Annotated in this window: 13 protein-coding genes and 1 rRNA gene; 13 read left to right on the top strand and 1 reads right to left on the bottom strand. The window is 69.4% G+C overall.

Features of this window, described 5'->3' with window-relative positions; genetic code table 11:
* Positions 1-6: 6 nt before the first annotated feature.
* The 7 genes from rrf to recN all read left to right on the top strand — a co-directional run bounded on the left by rrf (position 7) and on the right by recN (position 5,956).
* A 5S ribosomal RNA gene (gene rrf, locus ACLQ6X_RS14700) occupies positions 7-123 on the top strand.
* Between the two features lie 140 nt (positions 124-263).
* A complete protein-coding gene (locus ACLQ6X_RS14705) occupies positions 264-1,304 on the top strand; it encodes a hypothetical protein (protein ID WP_411700906.1) in 1,041 nt (346 codons plus the stop codon).
* On the top strand, positions 1,297-2,304 hold the full coding sequence (locus tag ACLQ6X_RS14710; RefSeq protein WP_411700907.1) for an HAD-IIA family hydrolase: 1,008 nt from the start codon (positions 1,297-1,299) through the stop codon (positions 2,302-2,304). Before ACLQ6X_RS14705 ends, ACLQ6X_RS14710 begins: the two co-directional genes overlap by 8 nt.
* A 19-nt stretch (positions 2,305-2,323) precedes the next feature.
* Positions 2,324-2,488: a hypothetical protein gene (locus ACLQ6X_RS14715; protein ID WP_411700908.1), complete on the top strand. Its 165-nt coding sequence runs from the start codon at positions 2,324-2,326 to the stop codon at positions 2,486-2,488.
* The gene (locus ACLQ6X_RS14720) at positions 2,481-3,275 is read left to right on the top strand and encodes a TlyA family RNA methyltransferase (protein ID WP_411700918.1); all 795 of its coding nucleotides are present in this window, start codon (positions 2,481-2,483) and stop codon (positions 3,273-3,275) included. The genes ACLQ6X_RS14715 and ACLQ6X_RS14720 overlap by 8 nt, the downstream gene beginning before the upstream one ends.
* Before the next feature lie 57 nt (positions 3,276-3,332).
* Positions 3,333-4,262: an NAD kinase gene (locus ACLQ6X_RS14725; RefSeq protein ID WP_411700909.1), complete on the top strand. Its 930-nt coding sequence runs from the start codon at positions 3,333-3,335 to the stop codon at positions 4,260-4,262.
* The gene (gene recN / locus ACLQ6X_RS14730) at positions 4,259-5,956 is read left to right on the top strand and encodes a DNA repair protein RecN (RefSeq protein WP_411700910.1); all 1,698 of its coding nucleotides are present in this window, start codon (positions 4,259-4,261) and stop codon (positions 5,954-5,956) included. Before ACLQ6X_RS14725 ends, recN begins: the two co-directional genes overlap by 4 nt.
* Before the next feature lie 18 nt (positions 5,957-5,974).
* On the opposite strand, the gene ACLQ6X_RS14735 is transcribed toward recN, so the two are convergent.
* Complete coding sequence (locus ACLQ6X_RS14735; protein ID WP_411700911.1) at positions 5,975-6,400, bottom strand: hypothetical protein; 426 nt, start codon at positions 6,398-6,400, stop codon at positions 5,975-5,977.
* Positions 6,401-6,498: 98 nt separating this feature from the next.
* Here ACLQ6X_RS14735 and ACLQ6X_RS14740 point away from each other — a divergent pair, with 98 nt between their 5' ends.
* The 6 genes from ACLQ6X_RS14740 to scpB form a co-directional block, all read left to right on the top strand.
* Positions 6,499-8,196 (top strand): CTP synthase, encoded by a 1,698-nt coding sequence (locus tag ACLQ6X_RS14740; protein WP_411700912.1) that lies wholly within the window; start codon positions 6,499-6,501, stop codon positions 8,194-8,196.
* Entirely contained in the window at positions 8,189-8,857 is a 669-nt protein-coding gene (locus ACLQ6X_RS14745) for an NUDIX domain-containing protein (RefSeq protein WP_411700913.1), read from the top strand. Before ACLQ6X_RS14740 ends, ACLQ6X_RS14745 begins: the two co-directional genes overlap by 8 nt.
* Positions 8,854-9,774, top strand: a complete 921-nt coding sequence (gene xerD / locus ACLQ6X_RS14750; RefSeq protein WP_411700914.1) for a site-specific tyrosine recombinase XerD — start codon at positions 8,854-8,856, stop codon at positions 9,772-9,774. The genes ACLQ6X_RS14745 and xerD overlap by 4 nt, the downstream gene beginning before the upstream one ends.
* 118 nt (positions 9,775-9,892) lie before the next feature.
* A complete protein-coding gene (locus tag ACLQ6X_RS14755) occupies positions 9,893-10,780 on the top strand; it encodes a ParA family protein (protein ID WP_411700915.1) in 888 nt (295 codons plus the stop codon).
* Entirely contained in the window at positions 10,764-11,585 is an 822-nt protein-coding gene (locus tag ACLQ6X_RS14760; RefSeq protein WP_411700916.1) for a segregation and condensation protein A, read from the top strand. Before ACLQ6X_RS14755 ends, ACLQ6X_RS14760 begins: the two co-directional genes overlap by 17 nt.
* Positions 11,575-12,114 (top strand): SMC-Scp complex subunit ScpB (scpB, locus tag ACLQ6X_RS14765; protein WP_411700917.1); only part of this gene is annotated, 540 nt, incomplete at its 3' end. The genes ACLQ6X_RS14760 and scpB, both read left to right, overlap by 11 nt.

The following is a 12,114-nucleotide window of genomic DNA, read 5'->3' on the forward strand; positions in this document are numbered from 1 at the left end:
AAGAGTTTCGGCGGCCATAGCGAGAGGGAAACGCCCGGTCACATTCCGAACCCGGAAGCTAAGACTCTCAGCGCCGATGGTACTGCAAGGGGGACCTTGTGGGAGAGTAGGACACCGCCGGACATAAATTAGACAATGGCCACCCTTCGGGGTGGCCATTGTGCTTTAACAACCGACTAATCGCAGACACAACTGCGACAATGGACTGTCGGCTCGAGCCTCGGCTCGCCGATAGTCGACAACAAGTACACAGGAGACGACCAGTGAGTGATTCCGGAGACCGCGGACGCGGCCAAGGCCCTGCAGGCCAAGAGCCACGGCGCCCAGGCGGCGGCAACACCGGTGGTCGTTACGACCGCAATTCGGGTCCGGCCAAAGGCCGTCCCGAGGGCGACCGCCCCCAGCGCAACCACGCCGAGCGTGGTGGCGCCGGTCGCAAGCCCGAGGGCGAGAAGCGCCTGTGGACCAGCGGCGGCAAGCCGGCCCGCGGCGATCGCGACGCGCGCGCCGTCGATCCCGAGGAAGACCGCGACCCCTTCAACATCCGTTCGGTGCGTCCCCGCCACGACGACCCCGAGATCCCCGAGGGCACGAACCCGAAGGACCTCGACCGCATCGCCGGCAACGAGCTCAAGACCCTCGCGAAAGACAACGCGGAGGGCGTCGCCCAGCACCTCGTGATGGCCGCGCGTCTCATCGAGACCGACCCCGAGCTGGCCCACCGGCACGCCCTGTCGGCGGCACGCCGTGCCGGCCGCATCGGCGTCGTGCGCGAGACGCTCGCGATCACCGCCTACGCCATCGGCGATTTCGCCCTCGCGCTGCGCGAACTGCGCACCTACCGTCGCATCACCGGCCGAGACGACCAGCTGGCCATGATGGTCGACAGCGAACGCGGCATCGGCCGTCCCGACCGCGCGCTCGAGCTCGGCCGCTCCGTGCCGCGTTCGTCGCTGTCCGTGCCGGTGCAGGTGGAGCTCGCGATCGCCATGTCCGGCGCCCGCCTCGACCTCGGCCAGCCCGACCTCGCCCTCATCGAACTGCAGATCCCGCAGCTGAACGCCAAGACCGCGTTCTCGTACAGCCCGAACCTGTTCGCCGCCTACGGCGCCGTGCTCGAGGAGCTCGGCCGCGACGAGGAGGCCGAGGTGTGGTTCGGCCACGCCGACGCCGCAGCCGACGCACTCGAGTTCGCCGAGAGCGGTGGCGAAGACGCCACGATGGAGATCATCGAAGAAGAGTTGGAGTACACCGAGGGCGATGTGGAAGCGCCGAACGAAGACGACGCCCGACGCAATGACTAGTGCCACACCGCTCGACGGCGTCGACCTGGTGCTCGCCGACCTCGACGGCGTGGTCTACAAGGGGCCCGACGCGATTCCGTTCGCGGTCGATGCACTCAATGCGGCAGCGAAAGCCCACCGCGTCGGGTACCTGACCAACAACGCGTCGCGCACCGCGGCATCCGTCGCCGACCACCTGACCTCGCTCGGTCTCACGGTCAGACCCGACGAGGTCGTCACGTCGCCCCAGGCCGCCATGCGCGTGATGAAGACGCTCGTGCCAGCCGGTTCGACCATCATGGTCGTCGGGGGAGCGGGCCTCGTCGACGAGGTCGAGAAGGCGGGCTTCACGGTGACGCGCTCGGCCCTCGACCAGCCGGCCGCCGTGGTGCAGGGCTTCTCGCCCGACGTCGCCTGGGCCCACCTGGCCGAAGCGGCGTACGCGCTGCACGCGCCGAAGGGCGAGACCGGCATTCCCTGGGTCGCCACCAACACCGACTGGACGATCCCGCAGGCCCGCGGCACCGCGCCGGGCAACGGCACGCTCGTCTCGGCCGTGCACACCGCCGTCGGCCGCCTCGCCGTCGTCGCCGGAAAGCCGGAGGTGCCGATGTTCGAGGTCGCCACCGACAGGTTCAACGCCACGAGCACGCTCGTGATCGGCGACCGTCTCGACACCGACATCCTCGGAGCGAACCGCGCCGGGCTCTCGTCGGTGCTGGTGCTCACCGGCATCGACCAGGCGAAGCAGGTGCTCGCCGCCGCCGTCGACCAGCGGCCGACCTACATTCTCGACGACCTGCGGCAGCTCTCCGAGCCGTATCCGCAGACGGTGGAGACGACGGATGGCACGGCCACCCTCACCGCGGTGGGCGACTCCGTCGTGCGCCGCGAAGGCGAGAACCTCACGGTGCAGAGCGCGGGCACACCCATCAACCTGCTGCGTGCCGGCTGCGCCGCGATCTGGAATTCCGGCGTGGCAATCTACGGCCTGCGCGTGGCACCGGAGCTATATTCGTGAGCATGAGACGGACACGGTCATGACCGGTAGCGACGACACGGGTGCGACGACGCACGAGACCGACGCCCTGTTGTCGCGCCTGCTCGTGATCGAAGACCAGACGCTCGACGCCAGGGCAGAGGCCTACGCGCACCTGCACGAACAGCTGCAGTCCGAGCTCGAGGGCGGCGACACCCATCGCTGACTCCCGGCTCGACGCGGCGCTCTCCGACCGGGGTCTCGCCCGGTCGCGCACCCACGCCGCGCGGCTCATCGCCGACGGACTCGTGACGGTCGACGGCGCCCCCGTGGTGAAGGCGTCGGCGAAGGTGCGCGAGAACCAGACCATCGTGGTCGCCGAGACCGATCACTACGTGAGCCGCGCCGCGCACAAACTGGCCGCCGCGCTCGACGCCTTCCCGGTCGTCGTGCAGGGGCAGCTCGCGCTCGACGTGGGCGCATCGACGGGCGGGTTCAGCCAGGTGCTGCTCGAACGCGGCGCGACCCGGGTGATCGCGCTCGATGTCGGTCACGGCCAGCTCGCGCCCACCGTGCGGGACGACGAGCGCGTGACGGTCGTCGAGGGGTTCAACGCGAGGTTCATGACGGCGGAGTCACTCGCGGGCGCATCCGCGATTTCTCAGGTGCCGACCATCGTCGTCGCCGACCTCTCCTTCATCTCCCTGCCCACCGTTCTGCCCGCCGTGGTCGCGAGCGTCGGTCTCGGCGCGCAGTACGTGCTGCTGGTGAAACCGCAGTTCGAGGTGGGACGCACCGGCATCCGCGAGGGCATCGTGAAGAGCGCGGGCCTGCGCAACGACGCCGTCACCGGGGTGCTCTGGGCCGCGTGGGATCTCGGCCTGGCCACCGCGGGCGTCATCGCCTCCCCAATCGCCGGAGGCTCGGGGAATCATGAGTATCTGGTCTGGTTGAGCGCGACGACCGGCAGTAATCCGACAGAATGGTTGGAACACGTTTCCGCGATCACCTGAGTCTGCCCCGCAGTCGAAGCAGTCGAGGCGTTTGAGAGTGGCGAAGGGGTTGCACCAGTGACACAGGCACGACACATTCTCATCGTCGCGCACACCGGGCGGGCCGACTCGCTCGATGCCGCGGTGCAGGTCTGCCGGCAGCTGCTCGGCGCGGGCATCCGGCCGGTGCTCTACGGCGACGAGTACGCCGAGGTGCTCGAGGCCGCGCCCGATCTCGACCCCGTCGAACTGCTCGGGTCGACCGTGCAGACCTCCGATCTCGAACTGGTGATCGTTCTCGGCGGCGACGGCACCATCCTTCGCGCGGCCGAACTCACGCGCGGCTGCCCGGTGCCCCTGCTCGGCGTCAACCTCGGTCACGTCGGGTTCCTCGCCGAGAGCGAGCGCGAAGACCTCACCGAGACCGTGACCCGCGCCCTGGCCCGCGACTACACGGTCGAAGAACGACTCACCCTCAACGTGCGCGTCAAGGTCAACTCCGAGGTCGTCTACGAGACCTGGGCGCTCAACGAGGCCACCGTCGAGAAGGCCTCGAGAGAACGGATGCTGGAGGTCGTCATCGAAGTGGACGGTCGCCCCCTCCTCTCCTTCGGTTGCGACGGCGTGGTCATGTCCACTCCGACGGGGTCGACCGCCTACGCCTTCTCGGCCGGCGGACCGATCGTGTGGCCGAGCGTCGACGCCCTGCTGCTCGTTCCGCTGAGCCCCCACGCGCTCTTCGCCCGACCGCTCGTCGTCGGGCCCGACTCGTCCTTCGCGGTCGAGGTGCTCGACCGCACCCAGGGTACCGGCGTGCTCTGGTGCGACGGCCGCCGCGCCCACGACCTTCCCCGCGGCGCCCGCGTCGTGGTGCGCCGGTCGAACGAGCCCGTGCGGCTCGCCCGACTGTCGCAGGGGCCGTTCACCGACCGCCTCGTGCACAAGTTCAACCTGCCGGTCACCGGCTGGCGCGGTCCCGCCGACGACGTATCAGGGCAGACCGCGTGATCGAAGAGATCTTCATCCGCAACCTCGGTGTGATCGGCGAGGCCCGCCTGCCGCTCGGCCCCGGCTTCACGGCGATCACGGGCGAGACCGGCGCGGGCAAGACCATGGTCGTCACCGCCCTCGGCCTGCTGCTCGGCGAGCGTTCCGACGCCTCGGCGATCCGCTCCGGCAGCGCGCAGGCGATCGTCGAGGGCCACTGGCTCATCGACCAGAACGGTCCCGTCGCAGAGCGGGTGCGCGACGCCGGGGGAGACCTCGACGACGGCGAACTCATCATCGGCCGCTCGCTGTCGGCCGAGGGCCGCGGTCGCGCGACCGTCGGCGGACGCACCACCCCGGTGAGCGTGCTGAGCGAGATCGGCGAGCAGCTGGTCGTCGTGCACGGGCAGTCCGACCAGATCCGGCTGCGCTCGTCGACCGCGCAGCGCGAGGCGCTCGACCGGTTCGCCGGCGCCGAGCTGACCGCGATCGTCGGCACGTACCACGACGTGTACCGTCGCTGGCTCGCCAACCAGAGCGAGCTCGACCTGCTCGTGGCCGAGAGCGACCGCCGCGCCCGCGAAGCCGAAGACCTGCGCATCGCCACCGCCGAGATCGAGGCCGCCGCTCCGCAGCGCGGCGAAGACGACGAGCTCGCCGAACGCGTCGACCGTCTCACCAACCTCGAAGACCTCCGCCTCGCCTCGGCCCAGGCGCTCGACCTCGTCTCGGGCCAGAACTCCGACGAGGCCGCCGACGCCATCAGCCTGCTCGACACCGCCAAACGCCAGCTCGAGCGCGTCGCCGCCCACGACCCCGAACTCGCCCCGATCGTCGAGGCGCTCGACGCGGCGAACATCGCCGTCTCCGAGATCTCCGGGCAGCTGTCGAGCTACCTCGGCGGCCTCGACAGCGACGGCGGCCGCGAGCTCGAGGCGCTGCAGGAACGGCGGGCAGACCTCGCCGCGCTGGTGCGCAAGTACGGGCCCGCCCTCGACGACGTGATCGACTACCTCGACCAGGGCAGCGGACGGCTGCTCGAACTCGACACCGACTCCGACCGCATCGAGGCGCTTGTCGACGAGGTCGCAGCCGACCAAGCGCTCGTCGTCGAGCTCGCCGGTCGCCTCAGCGCCGTGCGCACGGCGGCAGCGGCCCGGCTGGCCGAGCGGGTCACCGCAGAGCTCGGCGCGCTCGCCATGCCCAACGCGACCCTGACCGTGCGGGTGGAAGACCGCGCCGAATACGGGCTGAGCGGCAAAGACCAGGTCGCCATCCTGCTGCAGCCGCACTCCGGAGCCGAACCGCGGCCGCTGGGCCGGGGCGCGTCGGGCGGCGAACTGTCGCGCGTGATGCTCGCCATCGAGGTCGTGATCGCGGGCAACGACCCCGTTCCCACATTCATCTTCGACGAGGTCGACGCCGGGGTCGGCGGCGCCGCAGCGATCGAGATCGGCCGGCGTCTCGCCGCGCTGAGCCGCAGCGCCCAGGTCATCGTGGTCACCCACCTCGCCCAGGTCGCCGCCTTCGCCACCAACCACCTGCGCGTGCTGAAAGACAGCGAGGGATCGGTCACCGCCTCGAGCGTCGAACAGCTCGAGGGCGACCAGCGCATCGCCGAGATGGCGCGCCTGCTCTCCGGCCTGCCCGACAGCGAGAACGCCCTCGCTCACGCGCGCGAACTCGTGGAGACGGCCCGCGCACTCGACGCCTGACCGGGCGCGCCGCGATCGCTACTCGAGGATCGGCACCGTCGACTCCGACGTCTCGCCGTCGCCGTCGAACGTCACCGTGAGAACGACGTCGCCGTCGCCGACGCCGGACGGTGTGCCGAACCGGTAGGTGGTGGGTGCCAGATCGGCCGTGCACGGGTTGTTGGGGCTCTGCGCGAACGTGAGTGCGAGCGTTCGCGGGTCGGCGACGGTGAGATCGGTGGGGACCGGCGCGCACGACGAGCTTCCGTAGACGACAACGACGAGAGAACCGCGGTCGTCGTCCCAGGCGGCGCCCATACCCGCGTCGAAAACCGCCTGAGGGTCGGACTGCAGCGCCTCGGGAAGATCGACACCGGTCTCGTGGGCGATGCTCTGCGGCCCGGCACAGGCTGCGAGCAGGGCGACGGCGGCCAGCGAGGGCAGGAGCCGTGTCATCCGCAACATGAGTGAAGCGTAGTACCGCCCCGCAATGTTGCGGGCGCGTGACATTTCACCCGACACGCGCACGAGGGGGCAATCGTGAGATACGCTAGAACCCCGTGGTGAACAATTCTGAAGCGGGCGTAACAAAGCACATTTTCGTTACTGGCGGGGTGGTGTCTTCCCTCGGCAAGGGACTCACGGCTGCCAGTCTGGGCAACCTTCTCACGGCGCGTGGTCTTCGCGTCGTGATGCAGAAGCTTGACCCCTACCTCAACGTGGATCCGGGAACGATGAACCCGTTCCAGCACGGCGAGGTCTTCGTGACCGACGACGGCGCGGAGACCGACCTCGACATCGGGCACTACGAGCGGTTCCTCGACATCAACCTCGACCAGGCCGCCAACGTGACGACCGGGCAGATCTATTCGACCGTGATCGCCAAGGAGCGCCGCGGCGAGTACCTCGGCGACACCGTGCAGGTCATCCCGCACATCACCGACGAGATCAAGCGCCGCATGCGCCTGCAGGCCGAAGAGCCCGCGGACGGCACCGGCCGCCCCGACGTGATCATCACCGAGATCGGTGGAACCGTCGGCGACATCGAGAGCCAGCCGTTCATCGAGTCGGCCCGCCAGGTGCGTCACGAACTCGGCCGCAAGAACGTCTTCTTCGTGCACGTCTCCCTCGTGCCGTTCATGAACGCCTCGGGCGAGCAGAAGACCAAGCCGACGCAGCACTCCGTCGCCGCGCTGCGGTCGATCGGTATCCAGCCCGACGCGCTCGTGCTGCGCTCCGACCGTCCGGTCTCCGAGAGCAACAAGCGCAAGATCGCGCTCATGTGCGACGTCGACGAGCAGGCCGTGGTCAACGCGGTCGACGTGCCGTCGATTTACGACATCCCGACGATGCTGCACGACCAGGGCCTCGACGCCTACATCATGGAGCAGCTCGGCCTCGTGGCCGACGACGTCGACTGGGACGGCTGGAACATCGTGCTCGACGCGGTGCACAACCCCAAAGACGAGGTCACGATCGGCCTCGTCGGCAAGTACATCGACCTGCCCGACGCCTACCTCTCGGTCACCGAGGCGCTCAAGGCCGGCGGGTTCGCGCACCAGGCGAAGGTCAACATCCGCTGGGTCGCCTCCGACACCTGCGAGACCCCCGAGGGCGCGGCGAAGCAGCTCTCCGACCTCGACGGCATCTGCGTGCCCGGCGGTTTCGGTGTGCGTGGCATCGAGGGCAAGCTCGGCGCACTGCTCTTCGCGCGTGAGAACCAGATTCCCGTGCTCGGCCTCTGCCTCGGCCTGCAGTGCATGGTCATCGAGTACGCCCGCGACGTCGTGGGCCTCGAGGGCGCATCGTCGAGCGAGTTCGACCCCGACACGCTCTACCCGGTGATCGCGACGATCGCCGAGCAGGTCGACATCATCGCCGGTGGCGACCTCGGCGGAACCATGCGACTCGGCCTCTACGAGGCGTCGCTCACCGAGGGTTCGATCGTCTCCGCCCTCTACGACGACGCGACGAGCATCGGCGAGCGTCACCGTCACCGCTACGAGGTCAACAACGCCTACCGCGAGCAGATCGCGGCGGCCGGCCTCAGCTTCTCGGGCGTCTCGCCCAACGGGCACCTCGTCGAGTTCGTCGAGCTGCCGCGCGAGGTGCACCCGTTCTACGTGGGCACCCAGGCGCACCCCGAGCTGCGGTCGCGCCCGAACCACGCCCACCCGCTGTTCAAGGGCCTCGTCGGCGCCGCGCTCGAGCGCCAGCAGGCCACACGCCTGTTCGAGGTGCCGGAGCCCGCGAGTGCCTGAGGCCGCTTCGGTCGCTGAGCCTGGTGAAGCGCTCGCCGACGAGCTCGTCGACCTGCCCGTCGTCTCGAGCGAGGTCGTCTTCGACGGCGCCATCTGGAACGTGCGCCGTGACCGCTTCGTCTACGCCGGCAACGAGATCGTGCGCGAGTACATCGACCACCCCGGCGCCGTCGCGGTGCTCGTGCTCGACGACCACGACCGCGTCTGCCTGATCAAGCAGTACCGCCATCCCGTCGCCACGCGCGAGTGGGAGCTGCCGGCCGGCCTGCTCGACTTCGCGGGCGAGTCCGCGCTCAGCGCCGCGCAGCGCGAGCTGGCCGAAGAAGTCGACCTCGTGGCGGCCGACTGGTCGGTGCTGGCCGACTTCCACACCTCGCCGGGCGGCAACAACGAGGCGCTGCGGGTCTACCTCGCGCGAGGCGTCACGGCCGCCGCCGAGGTGTTCGCCCGCACCGACGAGGAGAGCGACATCGAGACGCGCTGGGCGCCGCTCGACGAGGTCGTCGACGCCGTGCTCGACCGCCGACTGCAGAACTCGATCCTGCAGGTGGCCGCGCTCTCGGCGTTCGCGTCGAAAGCCAAGGGCTGGTCGACGCTCGCTCCCGCGGACGCGCCGTGGCCGCGGCATCCGGTCGCTCGGAAGCTCGCCCGCTCAGAATGAGCGAGTCGGCGCCGGCGATCGCGGTCATCATCGACCGCTACCTGCGCCACCTCGCCATCGAGCGGGGTCTCGCGGCGAATACCCTCGCGGCCTACCGGCGCGATCTCGACGGGTACGCGTCGTTCCTCGCCGAGAGCGGCGTGGAGACCCCCGAGGGGGTCGAACCGGCGCACGTGGCCGCGTACGCGCGCCGTCTCGGGTCGCGCCCCGAGGGGGCGTTGGTCGCGTCATCCATGGCCCGCATGCTGTCGTCGGTGCGCGGATTCCATCGGTTCCTGCTGGGTGAGGGACTCGTGCAGACGGATGTCGCGAGCGACACCAAACCGCCCAAACTCGGTTCGCGCCTGCCCAAGGCCATCACGATCGAACAGATGGGCCAGGTGCTCGCCGCGACCGACGGCGACGAACCGCAGCAGCTGCGCGACAAGGCACTGCTCGAACTGCTCTACGCCACCGGCGCCCGCATCAGCGAGGCGGTGGCGCTCAACGTCGACGACGTGATCGACGGCGATGTCGTGCGGCTCTTCGGCAAGGGCGGCAAGCAGCGCATCGTGCCCGTCGGCAGTTTCGCCCGCGCCGCCATAGACACCTACCTGGTGCGTGCCCGGCCGGGCTTCTCGCTGCGCGGCACGTCGACACCAGCGCTCTTCCTCGGCGCGCGCGGCCAGCGGGTGTCGCGGCAGAACGCCTGGCTCATCATCCGCGCGGCGGCCGAGCGGGCCGACCTCGGTTTCGAGATCTCGCCCCACACCTTCCGGCACTCCTTCGCCACGCACCTGCTGCAGGGCGGCGCCGACGTGCGCGTCGTGCAGGAGCTGCTCGGGCACTCCTCGGTCGCGACCACCCAGATCTACACCCAGGTCACCGCCGACACCCTGCGCGACATGTACACGACCGCGCACCCGCGGGCCCGCTGACGCCCCGGATGACTCGGATTCGGGTGACCCGCGGGCGGCCTACGCGGCTGGCCCGAGGCGAGCGGATACAGTTGTACCGCTCGGCCATGCACGGCCGGCAAGAACGGGAGCAGTACGCGTGACGGCCAAGAAGAACACGGGTAGCGAACTTCCCGGCCTCGAGACGCCCCCGGTCGGACCGACCGGCCGCCCGATCAGCGTTTTCCCCGTTCCCGCGCCTCTTTCCGGCCACGGCCCGGCCCGCATCATCACCCTCTGCAACCAGAAGGGCGGCGTCGGCAAGACCACGACCGCGATCAACCTCGCCGCGTCCCTCGCCGAGTACGGCCGCCGCGTTCTCGCGATCGACTTCGACCCACAGGGCGCCCTCTCGGCGGGCCTCGGCGTGCGCAACCACGACGTGCCCACCATCTACGACCTGATGCTCGGCACCATGAAGAACCCGAGCGAGGCAATCGTCGAGACCGCCTACCCGAACCTGCACATCATCCCCGCGAACATCGACCTGTCTGCCGCCGAGGTGCACCTCGTCAACGAGGTCGCGCGCGAGAACATCCTCGCCCGCGTGCTCGCCAAGGTGAGCGACAAGTACGACGTCATCCTCATCGACTGCCAGCCGTCGCTCGGCCTGCTCACCGTGAACGCGCTCACCGCGGCGCACGGTGTGCTCATCCCGCTCGAGTGCGAGTTCTTCGCCCTGCGCGGCGTCGCGCTGCTCGTCGAGACGATCGACAAGGTGCGTGACCGTCTCAACCCGGCGCTCGAGCTCGACGGGATCCTCGCCACGATGTACGACTCCCGCACCCTGCACTCGCGCGAGGTGCTGGAGCGCGTCGTCGACACCTTCGGCGACAAGGTCTTCGAGACGGTCATCGGCCGCACCGTGAAGTTCCCCGACGCCAGCGTGGCGGGCGCCCCGATCACCACCTTTGCCCCCGAGCACCAGGCCGCCGAGGCCTACCGCCAGCTCGCCAGAGAGTTGATCTCCCGTGGCGCAGCCGCCTAGCAGCGAGCTCGCAGAACCCGCCGTCACGAAGTTCTCGGTCAGCGTCGGCAGCTTCGACGGACCGTTCGACCTGCTGCTCTCGCTCATCGCGAAGCACGAGATGGACATCACCGAGATCTCGCTGAGCGTCGTCACCGGCGAGTTCATCGCCTACCTGCGGTCGCTCGACACCGCCGCCGAACTCGATCAGGCCAGCGAGTTCCTCGTCGTCGCCGCGACGCTGCTCGACCTCAAGGTGGCCGGGCTCCTGCCGCAGGGCGAGCTCGTCGACGCCGAAGACGTCGCCCTGTTCGAGGCCCGCGACCTGCTCTTCGCCCGCCTGCTGCAGTACCGCGCGTTCAAAGAGGCCACGTCGTGGTTCTCCGAGCGCCTCGACGCGGAATCGACCAGGCACTACCGCTCGGTGCGGCTCGAGGAGAAGTTCCGGCAGCAGACCCCCGACCTCGTCTGGACGCTCTCGCCGCAGGACTTCGCCGCCCTCGCCGCGCTCGCGATGGCGCCACGGGAAATCCCCGTCGTCGGGCTCGACCACCTGCACGCGCCGCTCGTCAGCATCCGCGAGCAGGCCTCGCACGTCGTCGCCCTGCTGCGCCGCAACGGAACCATGACCTTCCGCCAGCTCATCGCCGGAGCCGACCTCAAGGGCGTCGTCATCGCGCGCTTTCTCGCCGTGCTCGAGCTCTACCGCCACGCGGCGATCGCCTTCGACCAGCTCGAGCCGCTCGGTGAGCTCAGCATCAGGTGGAATGCGGAACACTGGTCTGAAGACAGCCTCGCCAATTTGGGATCAGATTATGACAATTGAGACGGATGCCGCGTCCCTCATCGCCCCCGACGCGTCGGTAGTGGCGCTCGACCGCGCCCTCGAGGCCATCTTCATGGTCGCCGACGAGCCGATGAGTCTCGTCAGCATCGCCACCAGCGTGCAGGTCCCCGTTGCCGAGGTGCGCAAGGCAATCGCGCGACTCGTCGCCGACTTCGACGGTGCCGACGGGGGAGTGCGCCGTGGTTTCGAACTGCGCGAGGTCGCCGGCGGGTGGCGTTTCTACGTGCGCCCCGAGCTCGACACGGTCGTCCGCGACTTCGTGCTCACCCAGAACCCCACCAAACTCAGCCAGGCCGCCCTCGAGACGCTCGCGGTGATCGCCTACAAGCAGCCGATCAGCCGCGGGGCGGTGGCGTCTATCCGCGCCGTCAACGTCGACTCGGTCGTGCGCACGCTGCTCGGCCGCGGACTGATCACCGAAAGCTTCACCGACAGTGAGACCGGTGCGATTCACTACGCCACAACCGACCTGATGCTCAGCCAGCTCGGAATCAACAGCATCGACGAG

The sequence above is a fragment of the Conyzicola sp. genome (genome assembly GCF_046714715.1).
Classification (GTDB): domain Bacteria; phylum Actinomycetota; class Actinomycetes; order Actinomycetales; family Microbacteriaceae; genus Conyzicola.

Coding starts and splice junctions, on each gene's coding strand:
- ACLQ6X_RS14710 (WP_411700907.1), top strand. CDS start 1,297: ATGACTAGTGCCACACCGCTCGACGGCGTCGACCTGGTGCTCGCCGAC.
- xerD (WP_411700914.1), top strand. CDS start 8,854: ATGAGCGAGTCGGCGCCGGCGATCGCGGTCATCATCGACCGCTACCTG.
- ACLQ6X_RS14735 (WP_411700911.1), bottom strand. CDS start 6,400: ATGTTGCGGATGACACGGCTCCTGCCCTCGCTGGCCGCCGTCGCCCTG.
- ACLQ6X_RS14715 (WP_411700908.1), top strand. CDS start 2,324: ATGACCGGTAGCGACGACACGGGTGCGACGACGCACGAGACCGACGCC.